This is a genomic window from Bradyrhizobium lablabi, assembly GCF_018131005.1.
Classification (GTDB): Bacteria; Pseudomonadota; Alphaproteobacteria; order Rhizobiales; family Xanthobacteraceae; genus Bradyrhizobium; species Bradyrhizobium lablabi_D.
Window position 1 is genome coordinate 1 of the sequence record NZ_JAFCJK010000022.1, and the last position, 22500, is coordinate 22500.

General features: G+C 63.7%; 24 protein-coding genes and 1 tRNA gene (1 of these 25 only partly in view). 18 read left to right on the forward strand and 7 right to left on the reverse strand.

The genetic code is table 11. The features are described from left to right. Window positions 1–309: 309 nt before the first annotated feature. A complete protein-coding gene (locus JQ553_RS33390; RefSeq protein ID WP_212504334.1) occupies window positions 310–612 on the forward strand; it encodes a hypothetical protein in 303 nt (100 codons plus the stop codon). A 137-nt stretch (window positions 613–749) separates the two neighbouring features. Here the strand turns inward: JQ553_RS33390 and JQ553_RS33395 are convergent. Next, window positions 750–826 (reverse strand) — tRNA-Met (locus JQ553_RS33395). A 305-nt stretch (window positions 827–1131) separates the two neighbouring features. Between JQ553_RS33395 and JQ553_RS33400 the strand changes: the two genes are divergently transcribed. The 3 genes from JQ553_RS33400 to JQ553_RS33410 all read left to right on the forward strand — a co-directional run bounded on the left by JQ553_RS33400 (window position 1132) and on the right by JQ553_RS33410 (window position 4179). Beyond that, window positions 1132–2565, forward strand: a complete 1434-nt coding sequence (locus JQ553_RS33400) for a coniferyl aldehyde dehydrogenase (protein ID WP_212504335.1) — start codon at window positions 1132–1134, stop codon at window positions 2563–2565. Window positions 2566–2757: 192 nt separating this feature from the next. Then, window positions 2758–3273 carry a CvpA family protein gene (locus tag JQ553_RS33405; RefSeq protein WP_212504336.1) on the forward strand — a complete coding sequence of 172 codons (516 nt, stop codon included), beginning with the start codon at window positions 2758–2760 and terminating at the stop codon, window positions 3271–3273. A 123-nt stretch (window positions 3274–3396) separates the two neighbouring features. Further along, window positions 3397–4179, forward strand: a complete 783-nt coding sequence (locus JQ553_RS33410) for an SDR family oxidoreductase (RefSeq protein ID WP_212504337.1) — start codon at window positions 3397–3399, stop codon at window positions 4177–4179. 40 nt (window positions 4180–4219) lie between these two features. Here the strand turns inward: JQ553_RS33410 and JQ553_RS33415 are convergent, their stop codons facing one another. Next, the gene (locus JQ553_RS33415; RefSeq protein ID WP_212504338.1) at window positions 4220–4633 is read right to left on the reverse strand and encodes a DUF3775 domain-containing protein; all 414 of its coding nucleotides are present in this window, start codon (window positions 4631–4633) and stop codon (window positions 4220–4222) included. Between the two features lie 118 nt (window positions 4634–4751). Here JQ553_RS33415 and JQ553_RS33420 point away from each other — a divergent pair, with 118 nt between their 5' ends. From JQ553_RS33420 to JQ553_RS33440, 5 genes are all read left to right on the forward strand, one after another. Next, complete coding sequence (locus JQ553_RS33420; RefSeq protein ID WP_212504339.1) at window positions 4752–5600, forward strand: MBL fold metallo-hydrolase; 849 nt, start codon at window positions 4752–4754, stop codon at window positions 5598–5600. 157 nt (window positions 5601–5757) lie between these two features. Further along, window positions 5758–6600, forward strand: a complete 843-nt coding sequence (locus tag JQ553_RS33425; RefSeq protein ID WP_212504340.1) for a fumarylacetoacetate hydrolase family protein — start codon at window positions 5758–5760, stop codon at window positions 6598–6600. 158 nt (window positions 6601–6758) lie between these two features. Continuing rightward, window positions 6759–7370 carry a glutathione S-transferase family protein gene (locus JQ553_RS33430; protein WP_212504341.1) on the forward strand — a complete coding sequence of 204 codons (612 nt, stop codon included), beginning with the start codon at window positions 6759–6761 and terminating at the stop codon, window positions 7368–7370. 27 nt (window positions 7371–7397) lie between these two features. Then, window positions 7398–8591 carry a serine hydrolase gene (locus JQ553_RS33435; RefSeq protein ID WP_212504342.1) on the forward strand — a complete coding sequence of 398 codons (1194 nt, stop codon included), beginning with the start codon at window positions 7398–7400 and terminating at the stop codon, window positions 8589–8591. Window positions 8592–8609: 18 nt separating this feature from the next. Continuing rightward, window positions 8610–9479 (forward strand): MBL fold metallo-hydrolase, encoded by an 870-nt coding sequence (locus JQ553_RS33440; RefSeq protein ID WP_212504343.1) that lies wholly within the window; start codon window positions 8610–8612, stop codon window positions 9477–9479. A gap of 26 nt (window positions 9480–9505) precedes the next feature. Here the strand turns inward: JQ553_RS33440 and truA are convergent, their stop codons facing one another. The 3 genes from truA to def all read right to left on the reverse strand — a co-directional run bounded on the left by truA (window position 9506) and on the right by def (window position 11943). Beyond that, the gene (gene truA / locus JQ553_RS33445) at window positions 9506–10243 is read right to left on the reverse strand and encodes a tRNA pseudouridine(38-40) synthase TruA (protein ID WP_212504344.1); all 738 of its coding nucleotides are present in this window, start codon (window positions 10241–10243) and stop codon (window positions 9506–9508) included. Next, window positions 10243–11178, reverse strand: a complete 936-nt coding sequence (fmt, locus tag JQ553_RS33450) for a methionyl-tRNA formyltransferase (RefSeq protein ID WP_212504345.1) — start codon at window positions 11176–11178, stop codon at window positions 10243–10245. Before fmt ends, truA begins: the two co-directional genes overlap by 1 nt. A 237-nt stretch (window positions 11179–11415) precedes the next feature. Further along, a complete protein-coding gene (gene def / locus JQ553_RS33455; protein WP_212504346.1) occupies window positions 11416–11943 on the reverse strand; it encodes a peptide deformylase in 528 nt (175 codons plus the stop codon). Window positions 11944–12114: 171 nt separating this feature from the next. On the opposite strand from def, the gene JQ553_RS33460 reads away from it, so the two are divergent. The 3 genes from JQ553_RS33460 to JQ553_RS33470 all read left to right on the forward strand — a co-directional run bounded on the left by JQ553_RS33460 (window position 12115) and on the right by JQ553_RS33470 (window position 15145). Then, a complete protein-coding gene (locus JQ553_RS33460; RefSeq protein WP_212504347.1) occupies window positions 12115–13323 on the forward strand; it encodes a DNA recombination protein RmuC in 1209 nt (402 codons plus the stop codon). Between the two features lie 79 nt (window positions 13324–13402). Continuing rightward, a complete protein-coding gene (locus JQ553_RS33465; RefSeq protein WP_212504348.1) occupies window positions 13403–13708 on the forward strand; it encodes a GIY-YIG nuclease family protein in 306 nt (101 codons plus the stop codon). A gap of 78 nt (window positions 13709–13786) precedes the next feature. Next, a complete protein-coding gene (locus tag JQ553_RS33470) occupies window positions 13787–15145 on the forward strand; it encodes an AmpG family muropeptide MFS transporter (protein WP_212504349.1) in 1359 nt (452 codons plus the stop codon). A gap of 30 nt (window positions 15146–15175) precedes the next feature. Here the strand turns inward: JQ553_RS33470 and JQ553_RS33475 are convergent, their stop codons facing one another. Together JQ553_RS33475 and JQ553_RS33480 are read right to left on the reverse strand one after the other, a co-directional pair. Beyond that, window positions 15176–15718, reverse strand: coding sequence for a methylated-DNA--[protein]-cysteine S-methyltransferase (locus JQ553_RS33475; RefSeq protein ID WP_212504350.1), 543 nt, complete (start codon window positions 15716–15718; stop codon window positions 15176–15178). Window positions 15719–15862: 144 nt separating this feature from the next. Beyond that, window positions 15863–16318 carry a carboxymuconolactone decarboxylase family protein gene (locus tag JQ553_RS33480; RefSeq protein WP_212504369.1) on the reverse strand — a complete coding sequence of 152 codons (456 nt, stop codon included), beginning with the start codon at window positions 16316–16318 and terminating at the stop codon, window positions 15863–15865. Window positions 16319–16430: 112 nt separating this feature from the next. On the opposite strand from JQ553_RS33480, the gene JQ553_RS33485 reads away from it, so the two are divergent. The 6 genes from JQ553_RS33485 to JQ553_RS33510 all read left to right on the forward strand — a co-directional run. Next, on the forward strand, window positions 16431–17297 hold the full coding sequence (locus tag JQ553_RS33485; protein WP_212504351.1) for a sigma-70 family RNA polymerase sigma factor: 867 nt from the start codon (window positions 16431–16433) through the stop codon (window positions 17295–17297). Between the two features lie 168 nt (window positions 17298–17465). Then, window positions 17466–18719: a M20/M25/M40 family metallo-hydrolase gene (locus JQ553_RS33490; RefSeq protein WP_212504352.1), complete on the forward strand. Its 1254-nt coding sequence runs from the start codon at window positions 17466–17468 to the stop codon at window positions 18717–18719. Window positions 18720–18947: 228 nt separating this feature from the next. Beyond that, the gene (locus JQ553_RS33495) at window positions 18948–19622 is read left to right on the forward strand and encodes a GntR family transcriptional regulator (RefSeq protein WP_212504353.1); all 675 of its coding nucleotides are present in this window, start codon (window positions 18948–18950) and stop codon (window positions 19620–19622) included. A 94-nt stretch (window positions 19623–19716) separates the two neighbouring features. Then, the gene (locus JQ553_RS33500) at window positions 19717–20517 is read left to right on the forward strand and encodes a phytanoyl-CoA dioxygenase family protein (protein ID WP_212504354.1); all 801 of its coding nucleotides are present in this window, start codon (window positions 19717–19719) and stop codon (window positions 20515–20517) included. Window positions 20518–20712: 195 nt separating this feature from the next. After that, complete coding sequence (locus tag JQ553_RS33505; RefSeq protein WP_212504355.1) at window positions 20713–22023, forward strand: NAD(P)H-dependent oxidoreductase; 1311 nt, start codon at window positions 20713–20715, stop codon at window positions 22021–22023. Between the two features lie 229 nt (window positions 22024–22252). Beyond that, window positions 22253–22500, forward strand: the start of a protein-coding gene (locus JQ553_RS33510; protein WP_212504356.1) for a TRAP transporter substrate-binding protein. It continues 841 nt past the right edge of the window; the window shows 248 of its 1089 coding nt (coding positions 1–248); it begins with the start codon at window positions 22253–22255; its stop codon lies off the right edge, out of view.

The following is a 22500-nucleotide window of genomic DNA, read 5'->3' on the forward strand; positions in this document are numbered from 1 at the left end:
GTCTGACTTCTGCCTTCTCGCGCAGACGCTAAATCCAGCCCCGACAAGCGAGGCGTCCTCGCTTTTGAGGGAAAGGCAACGGCACGGGCCACCCCGCCAGGCAAGGGCGCGGGCAGCCACGCTTGTCTTTGGCGCAACTTGTGGAAGCCACGCCAAACAGACGGTCCATCGAAAATAGGGCGAGACGCAACAGTGTTCTTCCGAAGCCAGCCTGACTTACAGCGTGCAAAACCGCCTGGCGTTGGCTTCGGATGAGACGCTTAAGCATCAAGCCTCTGAAGATAGCTCTCGCAGCGCAAAGGAAAAATCATGACGGATGTGATTCCCGACGCCGCGGTGGCGTTGTCGCTCATGCTCGAGGCATTGAGCCTGCTTGATGGGCCGGAGCACTCCAAGGCCGCAACGCATCTTCGAGACGCCATTGAGGCGTTGTCGCCTCAGAAGCAGCAATCCAATCAACACAACCCGGGCCAAGCCGAGCACTTGCGAGCGAAGCAGAATATCGACATCGCAATTTCGCTCGTTAAGGAAGCGCTGGGCCTGCTTGATCAGCCAACTCACACCCTCGTCGCCTCACATTTAAGGCAAGCAATCAGCGTGGCGCGAAGCTAAGCGACAAAGCCTCCGATCGTCAGAAACATCGGTGCGGGGTTCAGCCATGATCGGCCAAGCTGCCTGGCGGGGTTCACGCGGGCACCAAAACACAAGGCCCTCGAAATCTCATCAATTTCGAGGGCCTAATGTTTATTTGGTTGCGGGGATAGGATTTGAACCTATGACCTTCAGGTTATGAGCCTGACGAGCTACCGGGCTGCTCCACCCCGCGTTAAACCGTTGCGTGCCTTTGCAAAAAGCGAGCCCGAGGCAGCCGGCCAACGCTTGCGACGGCGCCGATCGATCCATCCGGGAAACTTCCTGAGAAGGCGACCCGGGCCGAAGCCGGCGGGTGCGGGGCGTATGTATCAACGTGGACCCGGTTTGGAAAGCCCCGAAAGCCGGTTTTTGAGGTTTTTGTGACGCGGAAAGTCACCGGTCTTGCGAGCGCGGAACCGCCCCTTGCCAGAACCCGCGCAAAGGCGGAGCCTCGGCAGCCGACAGAGCCGTTAAGGCACGTGATTCCGAGGGAACGTCATGGACCGGTCATTGAAGAGTCCCGGGCTGCATGCGCTCGAAGAGGCATTTCAGCGCCAGTTCGAGCACTCGCGGAACCAGCCCGCGCCGTCCTTGCAGGCGCGGCTGGACAAGCTGCGGCGGCTGCGGGCCGTGGTCAGCGAAAACGAGACGCGGTTCGCGGCGGCGATTTCGGCCGATTTCGGCCATCGCTCGACGGTCGAGACCGCGATCGCGGAGACCCTCTTGGTTCTCGCCGAGATCAGGCACGCGGCGACGCACCTGAAGCGATGGATGGCGCCGCAAACGATCCCGACCACGCTGCAATTCGTGCCGGCCAGAAACCGCCTGATACCGCAACCGCTCGGCGTGGTCGGCGTCATCGCTCCCTGGAACTATCCGCTGCAGCTCACGCTGGCGCCCGCGGTCGCGGCAATCGCCGCGGGCAATTGCGCGATCATCAAGCCGAGCGAACTGGTGCCGCGGTTCTCCGCGTTGCTGGCCGAGGCGATCGACCGCAAATTCGATCCGACAGAGATGGTCGTGACCGATGTCGACGACGATATCGCGGAAGCGTTTGCCGCCCTGCCGTTCGATCACCTGATCTTCACCGGTTCGACCCGCGTCGGCCGCCTGGTCGCCCAGGCCGCGGCGCGCAACCTGACGCCGGTGACGCTCGAGCTCGGCGGCAAGTCGCCTGCGATCATCGATCGCTCCGCCGATATCGACGAGGCGGCCCGGCGCATTGCCTATGGCAAGCTGCTCAACGCCGGGCAGACCTGCATCGCGCCCGACTATGCGCTGGTGCCCGACGCTTCGGTGCAGGCCTTCGCCTTGCACCTGCACGGCCACATGCGGCATATGTTCGGCGCCGATCCTGCCAATCCCGACTATACCTCGATCATCTCGGACCGGCATTATGCGCGGCTGGAAGGGCTGATGGCGGACGCCGCGGCGAAAGGCGCGCGCATGCTGCAGGCGGCGGATCCCGCCGATCCCGCATGGAAGAGCAAGCGCAAATTCCCGCCTGCCGTCATCATCGGTGCGACATCAGAGATGGCGGTGATGCGGGAGGAGATTTTTGGCCCGCTGTTGCCGGTGATCGGTTATCGCGACCCAGTCGAGCCGATCGACTACGTCAACAAGCGCGACCGCCCGCTCGCGCTCTACTGGTTCGGCAAGGACAATGGCGCGCGCGACGAGGTGTTGGCGCGCACCGTCTCGGGCGGCGTCACCGTCAACGATTGCCTGTTCCATTTCGCGCAGGCCTATCAGCCGATGGGCGGCGTCGGCGCCTCCGGCACCGGCGCCTATCACGGCGAATGGGGCTTCAAGACGCTGACCAAAATGAAACCGGTGTTCTATCGTTCGCGTTTTAACCGGCTCGCCGACCTCTATCCGCCCTATGGCGCGAAGATCGCACGGCTGGAGAGATTACTGCGGCTCTTGTCGTAGAACTCGCGAGCACGCGCGCGAACCGCCGCCCAGAGACGCGCCGGGGACGAGGACGATTTCTTTACCGACATCGCATAGGTCGGACATAGGCAAGGGCGTCGGATCAGAGTGCCCGATAGCTACAATTGCGCCGGTTGCAATCCCGATTCATTAGGCAGGACCGGGGCAGAACCGGATCGGAAACTCCTGCCCATGAATAGTTTCGACATCATCGTCTGCCTCGGGATTCTGTTTGCCGCGGCGACCGGCTTCAACACCGGCCTGTTGCGCAGCGCCGCTACGATTCTCGCCTATGTGGTCGCGATGCCGATCGCCGTCGCGGCAATGTCCGTCATCGCGCCGCAGATCGATGCCCGGTCGGCGTCACCTCTTCCCGCCAATTGGGCGCTGCTGTTCGGTCTTTTTCTGGCAATCGGCGTCGTGCTTGGAAAGTTGGCGCGGACGATGCTCGACGACGCAATCGGACCGGAGACAGGGATCGGCGACCGGCTCGGCGGCGCATTGCTCGGCGCCATCAGGGCCGGCCTCATCGTGACAACCCTTGTCCTGATCTTCGACCAATTGGTGCCGCCCGGCGCCCAGGCTGAATTCCTCAACGGGTCGCGGTTGCGGCCGCTGTTCTCGGCTGCCGGCCAAATCGGATTCCAGTCATTACCGCCCGACGTCGCCGTTACGATCGACCGCCTGAAGCGGGAGCGGCGCATCTAGTCGGCAGTTGCCGGCCGGTCATGCACGTATGCGCCGCGCAAGCCTTAACGGCGGGAGCGAGCTTGGCTAGAATGGCCTCAGCCGAACTCAATGAATTCGTCCAACATCAAAGGGAGCGAAACCGTGGATCTTGGGATCAAAGGCCGCCGCGCCATCGTCTGCGCATCGAGCAAGGGATTGGGCCGCGCCTGCGCCATGGCGCTCGCCAATGAGGGCGTTCACGTCACGCTGACGGCGCGCGGCGCCGATGCGCTGAAGCAGACCGCCGACGAAATCCGCAAGGCGCACCCGTCCGTCACCGTCACCGAGATCGTCGGCGACATCACGACGCCGGCCGGGCGCGAGGCCGTGCTGAAGGCGTGCCCCGATCCGGACATCCTGATCAATAACGCCGGCGGCCCCCCGCCCGGCGATTTCCGCAACTGGACCCGCGACGACTGGATCAAGGCGATTGACGCCAACATGCTGACCCCGATCGAACTGATCAAGGCGACCGTGGATGGCATGATGGCGCGCAAGTTCGGCCGTATCGTCAACATCACCTCGGCGGCGGTGAAAGCGCCGATCGAGATTTTGGGCTTGTCCAACGGCGCGCGCGCCGGCCTCACCGGCTTCATCGCCGGCTTGTCGCGCAAGACCGTGATCAACAACGTCACCATCAACGGCCTGCTGCCGGGCCCGTTCGAGACCGACCGTCTGCGCAACACCGGCAAGGCGGAAGCCGAGAAGCGCGGCATCCCGGTCGAAGAGATCATGGCAGAGCGTGCCAAGCAGAACCCCGCGGGCCGCTTCGGCCATCCCGATGAGTTCGGCTATGCCTGCGCCTTCCTGTGCGGCGCCAAGGCGGGCTTTATCACCGGGCAGAACATTCTGCTCGACGGAGGAGCCTTTCCGGGCACGCTGTGAGCGCCGTGTGGAACAAGCGGACGGGATGCCGCCCGCGTTCCTACTGCACGGATGTCGTTCGCCCGTCGCTCCAGAGCAGGCCGAATTCGTCGAGCCCTTCGGCGAGGAAGTCACCGAGCATCGGCTGGCCGAGGAGATAGCTCGCGGTGCGGCCGGTGCGCCCGCGCGCGGCCTCACGCCGGAGCTCCGGCCACTCCTCGATCGTGCCGTCGCCGCGGCCAAGCCGCATCAGCGCGACGAGATCAACCTGCTCGTCCTCGCTCAGCGCATCGATGAAGCCGCTGATCTCGCGCGCCACCGGATCCTTGCCGTTATCTTCCAGCACATCGATTATCTCATCGTCGGCGCCGTTCGATCCGGAATCGAGATCGACGGCGCCATCCTTGACGTCGAATTCCCGCGCCTTCTCGATCAGAAAGCCGACCTTTTCAGGGGAGATCGTGAGTTCCGCCATTGCGCACTCCTTCTTCCAGCAAGGCGCTAACGCGGAAGGCGCTGACTTGATCCATTGCACTGCTGCACGGAAACCCGCATGGTTTGGCGCGAGAGCAAGGGATTGGAGGACACGACGGATGCGCTGGACTGTGGGCAAGGTCAGGATCACCAAGGTCGTCGAGCTCGAGACGATCGGCAGCACGCGGTTCATCCTGCCATTGGCGGGCCGGGAGGAAATTCAGAGTCTGCGCTGGCTCATCCCGCATTTCGCCACCGAAGAGGGGCGATTGAAGATGTCGATTCATTCGCTGATGGTGGAAACGCCCGATCGTCGCATCATCGTCGATACCGGGCTCGGCAACGACAAGCAGGGCCGCAAGGTGCCGACCTGGAACAACCGCAACGATCCGTTCCTCCAGACGCTCACCGCGGCCGGCTTCGCGCCCGACAGCATCGACACCGTGCTCTGCACGCATCTGCACGTCGATCATGTCGGCTGGAACACGAAACTGGTCGAGGGCAGATGGGTGCCGACATTCCCGAACGCGGCTTACGTGTTCGGCAAAACCGAATATGAGTACTGGCGCGACTATCGCGACGAGCCCGACAAGGTCGCGGTGTTCGCCGATTCCGTGAAGCCGATCGCGGATGCCGGCAAGGTGGAGCTGGTGCCGAGCGACCACCGCCTGACCGATGAGATCACGTTGATTCCGACACCCGGCCATAGTCCGGGCCATATGAGTATCCACATCAAATCCGATGGACAGGAAGGGCTTTTGTCCGGCGACGTCGCCCATCACCCCTGCCAGATGGCCCATCTCGACTGGTCGTCGACAGCGGATTTCGACCAAGGGCAGTCGGCAAAGACGCGTCGCGAGCTGTTCTCGCGCTTCGCCGATACCCCGACGCTGGTGATCGGCGGGCATTTCAACGCCGGCCACATCAAGCGCGCCGGGGATGCCTTCAAGTTCATCGCACTGGACTGATCGCGCCAAGGCAACTTTGAGAAAGGCGGCCTTGAAATAAGGCTTGGCAGCAATGCAGCGCGCTCAGGGCAGTTGAATTTCCCGCCGTGCTGTTCCATGAAGCGTGCTGAGGCATACCAGCAATAATCCTCAGGAAACCCGGTAGGAGTGATCAAATATGAAGCTTGTTCGTTATGGCGAAAAAGGTGCGGAAAAGCCGGGCCTGATCGATAAATCCGGCCAGCTTCGTGACCTCTCGGCGCATGTAAGGGACCTCACCGGCGAAGCCTATGCGCCGGAATCGCTGAAGAAGCTCGCCGCGCTCGATCCGGACTCCCTCCCGGCGGTCTCCGGCAAGCCCCGCTTCGGCGCCCCCGTCACGGGCATTTCCAAATTCGTGGCGATCGGGTTGAACTATTCCGATCACGCCAAGGAGACCGGCAATCCGATCCCGGCCGAGCCGATCTTCTTCCTGAAGGCCAACACCGCGCTCTCCGGTCCGAACGATGCCGTCGAGAAGCCACGCGGCTCGACCAAGCTCGACTGGGAGGTCGAAATCGCCGCCATCATCGGCACCCGAGCAAAGTATGTCTCGGAGGCCGAGGCGCTGAATCACGTCGCGGGCTACTGCATCTGCAACGACGTTTCCGAACGCAACTTCCAGATCGATCGTCCGGGACAGTGGACACGTGGCAAGTCGCACGACACGTTCGGTCCGCTTGGCCCCTGGGTGCTCAGCAAGGACGAGGTACGCGATGTGCAGAACCTCTCGATGTGGCTCGACGTCAACGGCCAGCGCCGCCAGACCGGCTCGACCAAGACCATGATCTTTTCGATGGCGAAATGCGTCTCCTACGTCTCGCAATTCTTGACACTCCTGCCCGGCGACATCATCACGACGGGCACCCCGCCCGGCGTCGGCAGCGGCATGAAGCCGCCGCAGTTCCTCAATGTCGGCGACGTCGTGACGCTCGGCATCGAGGGCCTCGGCGAGCAGCGCCAGGAAATCATCGCGGCGTGAGGCGAAGCTGACTGCTATCGTCATTGCGAGCGACGCGAAGCAATCCATTTTTCGAACGTAGTGGATTGCTTCATCGCTTCAGCGCAAAATTGCTTTGCAATTTTGTCGCGAGTTCCTCGCAATGACGTTCCCACCCGATAGAATGCCGAGGGGCAACCATGAAACTCACATTCTCTCCCGCCTCGCCGTTCGCCCGGAAGGTGCGCATCGCTGCGATCGAACTCGGGTTGATCGACAGGATCGAACTGGTCCCGGCCAGTGTCACGCCGGGCCAAGCCAACGACGAGTATTCGAAAATCACGCCGCTGAAGAAACTGCCGGTTCTGACCACAAACAATGGCGACGTGATTCTGGATTCCTACGTCATCGTCGAATATCTCAACGAGATCGGCGGCGGCCGGCTGATTCCGGACTACGGCCCGCGGCGCTGGAAGGTGAAGACCGACCACTCGCTGATCAACGGCATGCTCGATTCCATGCTGCTGTGCCGCTACGAGAAGATGGTGCGGCCGCAGGGCGCGCAGTGGCAGGCCTGGTCCGATGATCACTGGAACCGGGCGTGGAGCGGCATGGCGCGCTTCGAGAACCGGCTTGACGTGCTCAACGGCCCGTTCGACATCGCGCAGATCGGCCTCGTGTGCGTGCTCGGCTATGCTGACTTCCGCTTCGCCGACTGTGGCTGGCGCAAGGCCTATCCGAAGCTCGACGCTTTCAATCAAAGGATGCTGGAGCGGCCTTCGGTGAAGATCTCGGTGCCGCCGCCGGCGTAACGCTTGAAACCTGCGGGGAAGATGAGCATGCGCGAACGCTTCCCCGAAATCCCGTCAGTATGCGCGACCCTCGCGCTCGCGCTGGTCCTGTCGGGCATGCCGGTGTGGGCTGACGAAATGGCGCCTGGACAACGCAACCTCGCCTGCGGATCGCCGTCGTCGCTCGACGACGGCTGGACGGTTGCCTCGCCGGACAGCGTCGGCGTGGATGGCGTGCTGCTCTGCGACATCGCGGCGCGGCTGCAGCAAAGGAGCACCGCGGTTCACGCTGTCGTCGTGGCGCGCCACGGCAAGCTGGTGTTCGAGCAGTATTTCCCGGGCGTCGACCAACCGTGGGGACAGCCGGAAGGGCGGCGAGAATTCAGCGCAACGACCAGGCACGACATGCGCTCGGTGTCGAAGAGCGTGACATCGCTGCTGGTCGGGATCGCGATCGACCGCAGGCTGATCTCGGGCGTCGATGAGCCGGTGGTCAAGTTCTTCCCCGACTATCAGTCGGTGAAGCCTGCCGGATGGGACACCATCACGCTGCGGCATCTCCTGACGATGTCCTCGGGGATCAAATGGGACGAGGCGCGCGCGTGGAATGATCCCGAAAACGACGAGCCGCATCTCGGCTTCGAGGTCGATCCGATCGGCTACGTTCTGACAAAGCCGGTCGTCGCGCCGCTGGATGCGCTTTGGACCTACAATGGCGGCGGCACCGATCTGCTCGGCAACATCATCGAGCGCGTTTCGGGTCAGACACTGGAAGCGTTCGCGCGCGACGCGCTGTTTCAGCCGCTTGGCATCACCGATCTCGAGTGGAAGACCTATCCGAGGAACGGCAAGATCGCGGCGGCCGCCGGCCTCAGGCTGCGGCCTCGCGACGCCGCCAAGATCGGACAGCTTGTGCTCAATCGCGGCCAATGGAACGGCCGGCAGGTCGTGTCGGCGGAGTGGGTTGCGCAGTCGATCGCGCCGCGCTTCCAGGCAGTCGGCTATTTCGGCGGCACGCTGTTCTACGGCTATAACTGGTGGATGGGTCGATCGCTGTCGGGGACCAACGAGGTGAAATGGATCGCGGCCTTCGGCTGGGGCGGCCAGCGCATCTTCATCGTGCCTGATCTCGATCTGGTGATGATGACGACGGCAGCCCAGTACGGAAGCCCCAAGGAAGGCCTTGCCGCGATGGACATCCTCGCCAACATCGTCATTCCCGCCGTGCGCGATGCACACTGATAGACCGGAGGAGTCAATATGAGCCTGAAATTCATCGTCGGCGACCTCACCATCCATCGCATCATCGAGCAGGAAACCACCTTCCTGCCGGCACTGGAGATGCTGCCCGGGCTGACACCCGAACTGCTCGCGCAGAATCGCGCGTGGATGAAGGCCGCAAGAGCGCTCGACGACGAGGACACTCTGATCCTCTGCTTCCAGTCCTATGTCGTGAAGACGCCGCACCACACCATCCTGATCGACAGTTGCATCGGCAATGACAAGCCCCGGCCGCAGCGGGCGAAATGGAACATGAAGACCGACGATACCTATCTGCGCGGGCTTGCCGCCGCAGGCTTCTCCGTCGACGACATCGACTACGTGATGTGCACGCATCTGCATGTCGATCATGTCGGCTGGAACACTCGGCTGGAGAACGGCCGCTGGGTGCCCACCTTCCCGAACGCACGCTACGTGTTCGATAAGGCCGAGTTCGACTACTGGAACGAGACCAACGCGAAGACAGAGGTGCCGCCGTTCGTCGACAGCGTGCTGCCGGTGGTCGAGGCCAACAGGGCCGAGATCGTGCGCAACGATTTTGCGATCGGCGATCACACGCGCATCCTGCCGACGCCCGGCCACACGCCGGGCCATGTCGCCTTCACCTTCGGCCGCCGCAAGGATGACGCGGTGTTTTCGGGCGATTTGATGCATTCGCCGCTGCAGACGCATTACCCGGAATTGTCGATCAAGTTCGACGTCGACCAAGCGGCGGCCGCAGCGACGCGGCGCGGATTCCTGGAGCACTATTGCGACACCGACACGCTGTGCTGCACCGCGCATTTCCCCTCGCCGTCGGTCGGGAAGATCCGGCGGAAGGGAAACGGGTTTGTGTGTGAGACGGTGTAACGTAGCCGCTTGCTAGACTGTCTGGACTAATAATCCACCCGCATCAGATACAGCCCTTCCGGCGGCGCGACGGGGCCGCAGGCGGCACGGTTGCGGGCGGCGAGCGCGGCGGAGAGGTCTTGCGCGCCCCAGCGGCCCTCGCCGACCCAGACCAGCGATCCCACCATCGAGCGTACCTGGCTGTGCAGGAAGGAGCGCGCCGATGTCACGATACTTACGGCATCGCCGTCGCGCGTGACATCGAGCTGGTCGAGCGTCTTCTCCGGCGATCTGGCCTGGCACTCGGTATCGCGGAAAGTCGTGAAATCATGCTTGCCAAGCAGCCGCTGCGCCGCGTTGTGCATCGCCTGCGCGTCGAGCGCGCGCGGCACCCGCCAGCTGCGTCCGATATCGAGCGCGAGGTTCGCCCGTGTGTTGGTGATGCGATAGAGATAATGGCGTTTCGTGGCCGAGAACCGCGCCTCGAAATCATCAGGCACGATATCGGCCGCAAGCACACCGATTGGATGCGGGCGCAGATGCGCGTTCAGCCCGTCGCGCAAACGGCCCGGCGGAAACGCCTTCGCGATGTCGCAATGCGCGACCTGGCCGCGCGCGTGCACGCCGGCATCGGTGCGGCCGGCGCCATGGACGCGAACGTCCTCACCGCAGATCGCCTTCACCGCGGTCTCCAGCGCGCCCTGCACGGTCGGCGCGGCATCCTGGATCTGCCAGCCGGAGAACGGCGTACCGTCATATTCGATGGTGAGCTTGTAGCGGGGCATCAGGCGAGCCGCGCAGGGGGCTTCAGCGGCGTACCGCGCAGGAAATCCGCCGCCTTCATCCGCGCCTTGCCCTCGCGCTGCAACTCGAGCAAACGGATCGCGCCGTCGCCACAGGCGATCGCGAGATTGTCGTCCAGAACGGTGCCAGGCGCGGCCGAACCTTGCGCAAGTTCGCAGCGGAGCATCTTGATCCTGGGCGCCGCGCCCTCGATCTCGAGCTCGGCCCAGGCGCCCGGAGACGACGACAGCCCATGAATGTGCCGCAGCACCGTATGCGCCGGCCTGCTCCAGTCGATCCGCGCCTCGGCCTTCCCGATCTTGGCGGCGTAGCTGACGCCGTTCTCGCTCTGCTTCGCAAGCTGCAATCCACCACGCTGCAACGCGCCCATCGCGCGGACCATCAGGTCGGCGCCGAGCGGCGCCAGCGCATCGTGCAGGTCGGACGCGGTCATTTGGTCCGTGATCGCAAGGCGCTCGGCCATAGCGACATCGCCGGTGTCGAGGCCGACATCCATCTTCATCACCATCACGCCGCTCTCGGCATCGCCGGCCATGATGGCACGGTTGATCGGGGCGGCGCCGCGCCAGCGCGGCAACAGCGAGGCGTGCAGGTTGAAGCAGCCAAACCTTGGCGCATCGAGGATCGCCTGCGGCAGGATCATGCCATAGGCGACGACAACTGCTGCATCCGCCTCATGCGCGCGAAATTCTTCGAGCGCTTCGGGCGTCTTGAGCGTCTTGGGTGTCAGCACGGGGATGCCGAGCCGCCGCGCCTCCTGCTCGACCGGCGTCGGCTGCAACTGCAGGCCGCGCCGCCCGCCGGGCTTCGGCGCGCGGGTATAGACGGCCACGACCTCGTGGCCGTGCGCCACGAGGTCCAGCAGCGTCGGCACCGCGAAATCGGGCGTGCCCATGAAGATCAGGCGGAGAGCCATGAGATGAAGGTACCTTCGCTGGTCCTAACTAAGGCGCGCTGAGATTGGGCCGGACCGTCTTTGCGCTTTTGGGTCTTTTTTTGAAGCAATATCCTTGTTGGGAAGCCGCTACGCATTTTTCCGGATCATGCTTTGGTCTTTCCATCATGGCCAGTCTCGTCCGGCCATCCATCTTTGGCACCGTGAAGAAGACGTGGTACCCGTCAAGGCCGGCATGACGGGCGGATAAATGCGACTTCACTCCACCGTGCGCTTGGCGGCCTTTGTGAATTTCTTCAGCACACGGTCGCGCTTCAGCTTCGACAGATAATCCACGAACAGCACGCCGTTGAGGTGATCGATTTCGTGCTGGATGCAGGTCGCGTAGAGACCCTGGGCATCCTCTTCATGCATGTTGCCGTCGAGGTCCAGGAAGCGCACGCGCACCCGCGCCGGCCGTTCGACCTCCTCGTAATATTCAGGGATCGAGAGACAACCCTCCTCGTAGACTGATTTCTCTTCCGACGCCGAGATGATTTCCGGGTTGATGAACACGCGCGGCCGCCGCGTGGTCTCGCCGCTCTCGTCGGGCTTGGCAAGGTCCATGGTGATCAGTCGCAGCGGTTGCGCGACCTGGATCGCCGCAAGCCCGATGCCGGGCGCGTCATACATGGTTTCGAACATATCGTCGGCAAGCTTGCGGATCTCCGGCGTCACCTTCTCGACAGGCTTCGACACCAGCCGCAACTGCTTGTCCGGCAGGATGATTATCTCTCTGATGGCCATGGTGGGCGATTTAAGCTGAGGACCTGCGAGGGTCAATGCAAACCGGAACCGGCTAGGCCGGCCTCCACCGGGTTTCTTAAGTCGTCGTTAACCATGAAAATTAGCGAAGCTTTAACCATAAACGTTCCCTCTTCGTTCGCGTCCGTGCGCGAATCGGTTACAACGGCCGGCATGAACGAGATTCTCTTGATGATCGGCGAACTGCCGGTCCGCGTGTCCGATGCGCTGATCGCCCTGGGTGTGCTCGCGCTGATGCTGCTGCTTGCGATCGCCATCGTGATCGCGCGGGCCAGCCGTCGTGGCGCGGAACTCGCGATGGCCCACGCCTTCCGCGCCAACGAGCTCGAGGAAAGGCTCGCCGACATGCTGCGCGCCCAGAGCGAGGCCTCGGGGCGCGCCGACGCCATGGCGCAGGTGCTGGCCGGCCGCCAGGCGGATATGGCGCGCGCGGTCAACGAACGGCTGGACTCTGTGACCCACCGCGTCGGCCAGTCGATGGAACAATCGACGCGGAACACGATGGATTCTTTGCGTGTGCTGCACGAGCGGCTCGGGATCATCGATCACGCCCACAAGAACCTCACCGATCTGACCACCCAGGTGACGACGCTGCGCGACGTGCTCGCCAACAAGCAATCGCGCGGCGCGTTCGGTCAGGCGCGGATGGAGGCAATCGTCCAGGACGGATTGCCGAAGGGCTCCTACGAGTTCCAGCACACGCTGACCACGGGAAAGCGGCCGGACTGCGTGGTGTTCCTGCCCGACCAGCGTCCGCTCTGCATCGACGCCAAGTTTCCACTTGAGGCGATGACCGCGCTGCACGATGCGCGCAGCGACGAGGAACGCAAATTTGCGAGCCAGCGGCTGCGTTCCGACGTGCTGAAGCATGTCGGCGACATCGCCGAAAAATACCTGATCACCGGCGAAACCCAGGACACCGCCTTGATGTTCGTGCCGTCGGAATCGGTCTATGCCGAAATCCACGACGGCTTCGACGACGTGATCCAGAAGGCATATCGTGCCCGCGTCGTGCTGGTGTCGCCGTCACTGCTGATGCTTGCGATCCAGGTGATGCAGCAGATCCTGAAAGATGCCCGCATTCGCGACGCCGCTGACCAGATCCGTAACGAGGTGATGCATCTCGGCGACGACCTCGGCCGGCTGCGGGAGCGCGTGCTCAAGCTGCAGACCCATTTCGGCCAGGTGAACGAGGACGTCAGGCAGATCCTGATCTCCGCCGACAAGATCGAGAAGCGTGCCGGCCGCATCGAGGAACTCGACTTCAGCAAGTCCGAGGCCCCGGTCGAAGTCCCCCGCTTCGTCAAGAGCGCAGCACCAGAGCTGTTCCCCGCCCCGCGCAAGCTGCAGGCGGGGGAGTAAGCCCAGGTCTCGTGTTTCCCCACATAACCACTGTCATCGCCCGGCTTGACCGGGCGATCCAGTATCCCAGAGGCGGCTGATGGTAGCGCGCAGCTACTACGTCTACATCCTCGCTAGGCGCATCGGCGGCACGCTTTATATCGGTGTGACAAATGACCTCATCCGCAGGGTCGGAGAGCATCGGCTGAAGGTCGCCGATAGCTTCACCAAACAATACGATGTCAATCGGCTGGTTTATTTCGAGATCTTCGAGCAGATCGAACAGGCGATCCATCGCGAGAAGCGGCTCAAGAAATGGCCCCGCGCATGGAAGATTTCGCTGATCGAAAAGGACAATCCGAATTGGATCGATCTTTATCCGGAGATTGCAGGCGGCAACGGATAGGACTCTGGAATACTGGGTCGCCCGGTCAAGCCGGGCGATGACAGTCTTTTTGGGGCCGAATCTGCTACCAACACACCTATGACCGCTCCGGAAACCGTCTCCAAGGACGCCCCCACCCCCGCCTCCTGGCGCGACAGTGTTGCGGTGTATCTGCAGCCGCGCGTGCTGGTCGTGATGCTGCTCGGCTTCTCCTCGGGCGTGCCGCTGGCGCTGTCGGGCTCGACGCTCCAGGTGTGGATGAAGGAGGTCGGCGTCGATCTCGGCACCATTGGGCTGCTCGCGCTGATCGGCACGCCCTACACGTTGAAATTCCTCTGGGCGCCGCTGGTCGACGCTTTGCACGTGCCGCTGTTCACGCGCACCTTCGGGCGCCGCCGCGGCTGGCTGATATTCTCGCAATTGTTGCTCATCGCCACCATTCTCCTGCTGGCGATTGCCGACCCCGCGCGGTCGCCGTGGTTCGCCGCCTTCGCCGCCCTGCTCGTCGCAACGACATCCTCGACGCAGGACATTGTCGTCGATGCCTTCCGCGTCGAGAGCCTGCCCGAAAGCGAGCAGGCCGCCGGCATGGCGGCTTATGTCGCGGCCTATCGTATCGGCATGCTGGCCTCGACCGCAGGTGCGCTCTTCATCGTCAGCGGCTTCGAATCGGCCGGCGTTGCCCGTCCATCGGCATGGATGTGGGGCTATGTGGTGATGGCCGCACTGATCCTGATCGGCACGATCACGGCGCTTGCCGCAACCGAGCCGTCGCAGTCGAAGAGTGCGGAGGCGGCGACGCGCGCGCATAACGCGGCCCAACGCGTGCTCCATGCGGCGCTCGGAGCGTTCTCTGAGTTCCTGAGCCGGAAGGATGCTTTCGCGGCGCTCGCCTTCGTCGTGCTGTTCAAGTTCACCGACGCGTTTTCCGGCACGATGACCGCGCCGTTCGTGATCGACATCGGCTTCTCCAAGGTCGACTACGCCGCGATCGTGAAGGGCGTCGGCCTCGCCGCGACGCTGATCGGGGGCTTTGCCGGCGGCTTCGTCGCGCGGCGCTATTCGCTCGCAACCAGCCTCTGGATCGGCGGCGTGCTGCAGGCGATCGCCAATCTCTCGTTCTCCTGGCTCGCGCTGATCGGCGTCAATCAATGGGCGCTGGCGCTCGCGATCACGACTGAGAACTTCACCAGCGCCATCGGCACCGTGATCTTCGTGGCATACCTCTCGGCGCTATGCCGCAACCCGCTGCACACCGCGACCCAATATGCTCTGTTGACCGCGCTCGCCGCAGTCGGCCGCACTTATCTGTCGTCAGGCGCGGGCTATGTGGCGAAGGCGGTCGGCTGGCCGGTGTTTTTTGCGATCTGCGTGCTCGTTGCGATCCCAAGCCTGATCCTGCTCGCCTGGCTGCAGCGCCGCGGGCATTTTGACGAACTGGGGCCGGTGAAGGTTTAGACTAAGGAGGGCGAGAGGGAGAAGCCCTCTTCAATCAAACAAGCTCTTCGTGTGGTTCACCACCGCACCTTCGATCTCCAGCATCTTCAGCTTGGTCACCACGCCGCCATTGGCGGAGAACCCGCCGGGCTTGTTGCCGGCCGCCAGCACGCGGTGACACGGCACCACGATCGGGCACGGGTTGCGGCCGAGCGCCTGGCCGACGTCGCGTGAGAATTCGAGCCCGCCGAGCTGCTTAGCGATCTCGCCATAGGTCATGGTCTTGCCCGGCGGTATCTTGCGCGCGATGTCGTAGACACCGCGGTTGAACTCCGGCACGCCGCCGAGATCGAGCACGATGTCGGCGAGATCGTTCGGCTTGCCGGCCAACAGCTCGATCATGCCGTCGATCGCGTGCTGCACCTCCGCCGGTGGACTGGCCTCGGTGACGTCGTCGTTGCGCTGCAAGATCCGCTTGCGGGTTTTCTCCTCATCGCTCATTGGCAACTGCACGCCGGTGACGCCGCGCGGGCCCCAGACGACGCCGCAGGGGCCGATCGCGGTTTCGAAGATTGCAAAATGCTGGCCGGTCATTGCTCGCTCCAGATGTCGATGGCTCATGCTTCCGAGCCTGATGCTGATCCGGAATCTAGGCTTGGAGAATGTTGCTATCCACCCGAATCCTGCGGGAACTTCGTATCCCTCTCCCCGCGAAGAGCGGAGAGAGGGATTGATCGGTTACACCTTCCACGTACCGACCGGCTGCCGCACGGCGACGTTGAGGCGGTTCCAGACGTTGATCGTCGCGACCGCAAGGATGAGCGCGGCAAGCTCGTGCTCGTCGAACCGCTTGTCGGCTTCGTTCCACACCGCGTCCGGTACCGCATCCTCGCGGTCGCTCAGCCGCGTCAGCGCCTCGGTCAGCGCCAACGCAGCGCGTTCGGCCTCGGTAAAATATGGCGCGTCGCGCCAGGCGGCGACGCTGAACAGGCGCTCGTCGGTCTCGCCGGCGCGCCTGGCCAGTTTCGGATGCATATAGACGCAGACGCTGCAGCCATTGATCTGGCTGGCGCGCAAATGGACCAGTTCGAGCAGCTTTTCCGGAAGCCCCTGCTTGGTGGTTTCGCTGAGCGCCTGGAGCGCTTTCATGGCTTCGGGAACAACCATCGCGGGATGGTTCATGCGGGCTTGCATCATGTCAGTCTCCTTCTGATGTCCATCTGACGCCGCCGCGCCGATCTGTTGTCACATCGGCCGGGCTTCATTCGTCATGGCCATGACGGAACGAACAAAGGGAATGTGACCGATGGACGAGAAAAGATTTCTGGCCGAGCAGTTCCAGGCCAATCGGGCCCATTTGCGGGCGGTGGCCTACCGTATGCTGGGCTCACCCGCCGAGGTCGACGACGCCGTGCAGGAAACCTGGCTCAGGCTCAACCGCACCGATGCGGCTTCCGTCGACAATCTCGGGGGATGGCTGACCACGGTGATCGCCCGCATCTGCCTGGACATGCTACGCGCGCGGAAATCGCGACGCGAGGAGCCGATGGGCCCACGCGTGCCGGAGCCGGTCGCTGACAGCGATGGCGAATATGAATCGGAGATGGCCGACTCCGTGACCGCGGCCCTTCTCGTGGTGTTGGAGACACTGGCGCCGGCCGAACGGCTCGCCTTCGTGCTGCACGACATGTTCGCCGTGCCGTTTGAGGAGATCGCGCCGATCGTTGGTCGCACGCCAGTGGCCACGCGCCAGCTCGCGAGCCGCGCGCGACGCCGCGTGCAGGGCAGGCCGCCCTCAGCCGATGCGGACGTCCGCCGGCAGCGCGACATCGTCGATGCATTTCTGGCGGCGTCCCGCAACGGCGATTTCGAAGGACTGCTTGCGGTGCTCGATCCCGACGTGGTGGTACGCGCCGACTACGCCGCGCAGCGGCTCGGCTCGCTTCCCGAAATCCGCGGGGCCGCGGCGGTCGCCGAGACCTTCAAGGGCCGCGCGCAGGCGGCGAGGCCTGCGCTGGTCGATGGCGAAATGGGTGTCGCCGTCATCCTCGGCGGCCGGTTGCGCATCGTGTTGCGGCTCACGATCGCTGGCGACAGGATCGCCGCGATCGAGGCGGTGGCCGATTCCGGACGAATTGGGACGTTCGATGTCGAGGTGCTGGATCGCAACTGAGATGGCTGGAGGCGCGCGAGGCGTGGTGCTAAGTCTTCCCCAGAGCGTTTTCGAGCGAAGTGGATACCGGTTCGCATCAAGAAAACGCGTCAAAATAAGAATCTAGAGCCCCGTTCCGATTCCATCGGAACGGAAAGGGCTCTTGCCGGACATGGAGGAGGAAGCGAAATGAAAAATTCAGTCAAACAACTTGCATCGGTCAGCTTCTTCGCGCTCCTCCTCGCCTCGTCCTCCGCGCTTGCTGCGGCGGATGAAAAGTTGCGCGGCGCAGCCGAGCGGGCCCAACCGGCCGTGGTCGAGAGCTTGCGCGAGATGGTGATGATCGAATCAGGCTCGAGCGACGTCGACGGCCTGAAGAAGATGGCCGATTACACCGAGGCGCGGCTGAAGGCGCTCGGCGCCAAGACCGAACGGCGCAAGACCACGCGCGGCGCCGGCGCCGACATGGTGGTCGGCACCTTTGAAGGCACTGGCACAAAGAAGCTGATGCTGATCGCGCATGTGGATACCGTCTATGAGCACGGCATCCTGGCGTCGCAACCCTACAGGGTCGACGGCAACCGCATCTATGGACCCGGTATCGCCGACGACAAGGGTGGCATCGCGGTGATCCTGCACTCGTTGAAGATTCTAAACGACGCCGGCTGGCGCGACTACGCAAAGCTAACGGTGTTGTTCAATCCGGATGAGGAAGTCGGCTCTATCGGCTCCGGCGAAACCATCGCCGAGTTCGCCGATCAGCACGACGTGGTGTTATCTTGCGAGCCGACGGCTGCTGCCCCTGTGGCAAAGAACGACGGACTGCTGCTTGGCGCGAGCGGTACCGCGACAGGAATTATCGAAGTGAAGGGCAAAGCCTCACACGCGGGCGCGGCGCCGGAGCTCGGCCGCAACGCGCTGCTCGAGCTCGCGCATCAATTGCTGCAGACCCAGCACGTCGCGAGATCGATTCCGGGCACGCAGTTGAACTGGACCACCGCGAAGGCCGGCACCGTGCGCAACCAGATTCCGGACCAAGCCACCGCCGGCGCCGACATTCGCGTCACAATTCCTGACGGCGCGCAGAAGCTGCAGGCCGCACTCGACGAGAAGGTGAAAAACAAACTGATCCCGGACAACGAGGTGACGGTGAGGATCGAGCCGGGCCGTCCGCCCTTCGTGGCGAGTGACCGCGGCCGGGCCCTCGCCAAGGAGGGACAGGAAATCTATGCCGAGATCGATCGCAAGCTCGACATCATCGAGATGACCGGAGGAGCCACCGACGCGGGATTCGCCAATCGTTCCGGCAAGGCGATCGTGGTCGAAAGTTTCGGCCTCGCCGGCTGGGGCTACCACGCCCGCGATGAGTACATCGACACCAACTCGATCGTGCCGCGGCTCTATCTGATGACGCGGATGCTGACGGAGCTGGGGAAGAAGTAGCGGCGGCATCATCGCCGCGACCCGTCATGCGCGGGACAGTCCCCGCGCACCCCCTCTCGGCGAATGGACGCTTGGCCGGCCGGCCGGCCAGACAGGCCGGGATGCAGCCGAGACATCAATTTTTCAATCGCTTAGCGGCGCCGTCAATTGCGGCCTTGACCACAACCGCAAAGGGCAGTATCTTCTCTTTGAACACGGAATTCCGTATTCCAAATCCGGATAACAGACATGATCCCGTTGGACCCGCTCCCTAACCTGATCGATCAGGTCTACGCGCGGATCTGCGATGCGATCATCGACCGCACGCTATTGCCGGGCCAGCGCATTACCCAGAACGATCTGGCCGAACGGCTCGGCGTCTCACGCCAGCCGGTGTCGCACGCCCTGCATCTGCTGCACCGGCAGGGTCTCGTCGCCGAAAGCGGCAGGCGCGGCTTTGAGGTGACGCAGCTCGATCCACAGCGCATCCGCGAGCTCTATGAAGTCCGTGGCGCGCTCGACGCGCTGGCGGCGCGGCTTGCCGCAGGGCGTGTGAGAGACGGTTCCGCTGCACGCGCGAGGCTCGAGGCGGCGCTGGAAGCCGGCCGCGCGATCGACGGCAGCACGCCGCTGGCGCGGCTGATCGCGCTCGATGTCGACTTCCACAGTGCGATCTATCGCCTCGCCGGCAATCCCGCGATCGAGGAAATGATCGCACCCCAATGGCCGCATATGCGCCGCTCGATGGCGACCGTGCTCGCCGAACTCGATTATCGCGGCAGCGCCTGGACCGAACACGAGGCCATCGCCGCGCACATCTTGGCCGGCAACGCCGCTGCAGCCGAAGCGGCGGCGCTGGCGCATGCGCAGACCGCCGGACGCATGACGGAACAGAAATTGAGACAGACCGACGTAGCGGCCTGAGAGCCGCCATGCCCAGGTTTGTCCCGGGCATCGCCTTCGGACGGCTGTGCCCGGCCATGACGGGAATGAGAACAGGCAACAGGAGGAAAGCACCATGAGACTCACGCCAGAGCAGATCGAGTTCTTCAATCGCGAGGGCTGGCTGTTCCTGCCCGAATTGTTCACCCAGGAAGAGGTGGATTTCCTCGCTCGCGAGGCGCTCAGCATCTATGACGCGAACCGCCCCGAGGTATGGCGCGAAAAGAGCGGCGCGCCGCGCACCGCCTTTGCGGCGCATCTCTACAACGAGGCCTTCGGCGCGCTCGGCGCGCATCCGCGAATGATCGAGCCGATCGAGCAGATCTTCGGCGAGAAGGTTTACATGCATCAGTTCAAGATCAATGCGAAGGCGGCGTTCACAGGAGACGTCTGGCAGTGGCACCAGGATTACGGCACCTGGAAGCGCGACGATGGCATGCCGGAGCCGCGCGCGATGAACATTGCGATCTTCCTCGACGAGGTGATGCCGATCAACGGTCCCTTGATGCTGGTGCCGAAGAGCCAGACCGCCGGCGACCTGAAGGCCTCGCACGATCTGGAGACGACGTCGTATCCGCTGTGGACGCTCGACGAAGAGACCGTGACGCGACTGGTGAAGCAGGGCGGGATCGTGGCGCCGACCGGCAAGGCCGGCGGCATGTTGATGTTCCACGGCAACCTGGTGCACGGATCGAGCGGCAACATCACGCCCTACCCGCGCAAGATCGTCTACCTGACGCTGAACGCCGTCTCAAACTACATCCGCACGCCGACGCGGCCGGACTACATCGCGCATCGCGACTTCACGCCGATCAAGACGGCCGACGACGACGCGCTGCTGCAGCTCGCCCGGGCGCAGCGGCAGGCGGCGGAGTAACAGCAACACACCGCCTCAACGTCATTATGTCCGGCCAAAAGCGCGAAGCGCGTCTTCGGGCAAGATGAGCCGGGCATCCACGTCTTCAAGGTTCGCAGCGACAAAGACGTGGATGGCAGGGACAAGCCCGGCCATGATGGCGTCAGGAGCGGCGCCGCTGCTCGTGACCACATTCCCAGCCTCCGGACATACATCATGAACCTGCATCATCTCCTCAAAGCCCGCGCTGCCGCCGGCAAGCCTGTCCGTGTTGCGCTGATCGGCGCTGGCAAGTTCGGCTCGATGTTCCTGTCGCAGGTCCCGCATACGCCTGGGCTGGAAGTATCAGTTATCGTCGATCTCGACCGCGATCGCGCGCGCGAGGCGTGCCGCACCGTCGGCTGGGACGAAGCGCGGATCGAGGCTACCGCTTTCACCGACGACGGGGCGCGCGCGATTGCGGGCGGCACAGTGGATGTGGTGGTAGAGGCGACCGGCAACCCTGCCGTCGGCATCCGGCACGCCCGCGCGGCAATCGCAGCCGGCAAGCATGTCGTGATGGTCAATGTCGAGGCCGACGTGCTGGCGGGACCGCTGCTTGCGCAAGAAGCGCGCAAGGCGGGTGTGGTTTATTCGCTCGCCTATGGCGACCAGCCGGCGTTGACGGCCGAAATGGTGGATTGGGCGCGCGCCACCGGATTTCGCGTCGTCGCCGCCGGCAAGGGCACGAAATATCTTCCCGCCTACCACGACGTGACGCCGGAGAACGTCTGGCAGCACTACGGGCTGACACCAGCCGAAGCGCAGTCGGCCGGCATGAATCCGCAGATGTTCAACTCGTTCCTCGACGGCACCAAGTCCGCGATCGAGATGGCGGCGATCGCCAACGCCTGCGGGCTCGACGTGCCCTCGGACGGCTTGCTTTTTCCGCCCTGCGGCGTCGACGAGCTGCCGCATGTGATGCGGCCAAAGGACAAGGGCGGCGTGCTGGAGAAATCCGGTGTCGTGGAGGTGGTGTCATCGCTGGAGCGCGACGGACGTCCGGTGTTTCGTGACCTGCGCTGGGGGGTCTACGTGGTACTGGAGGCGCCGAACGACTACGCCGCCGACTGCTTCAGGCAATACGGCCTCAAGACCGATGCTTCCGGCCGCTATGCGGCGATGTACAAACCCTATCATCTGATCGGGCTGGAATTGAACATCTCGATCCTCTCGGCCGCGCTGCGTAACGAGCCGACCGGCCAGCCGCGCGGCTTCCGCGGCGACGTCGCGGCGGTGGCCAAGCGCAACCTGCACGCCGGGGACATGCTCGACGGCGAGGGCGGTTATACGGTGTGGGGCAAGCTGATGCCGGCTCAAGCGAGCCTCGCCGCCGGCGCGCTGCCGATCGGCCTCGCCCACCACGTCAAGCTGCGCCATGACGTGCCGCACGGCGCGGTGGTGCGCTGGAGCGACGTCGACATCGACGCCCATAACGACACGATCAAGACGCGCAAGGCGATGGAGGCGGCGTTCGGCGGAGGTTAAGCGCCGCAAGATGCACCGCAACGGGCGCTGCCCCTCCTAAGGGCGCGCTTGATTATCCCGAAGCGACCGGTCATCCTGACCATGGAACCGCTAGAATCGGGATCCCATCAAGCAGAGCCCGTTGAAGGCCATCGGAAACGCTTACCAGAACAACGTCGATCATCGGCGAAGAAAAGACGGCAGCAAGATCGTTCCCTTGTCGAAGCATCGGCAAACAGGAGGGAATTGCATGAAGCGTCGTGAATTCTTGAAGGCCGGCGGCGTCGGTCTGGCCGCGAGCGCAGTGGCCGCGCCAGCTGTCGCACAATCGATGCCGGAGGTGAGGTGGCGGCTCGCGGCAAGCTGGCCGAAGGCGCTGGATACGCTCTATGGCGGCTGCGAGTTTTTCTGCAAGCGCGTCGCCGATATCACCGACAACAGATTCCAGATCCAGCCGTTCGCCGCCGGCGAAATCGTGCCCGGTCTGCAAGTACTCGA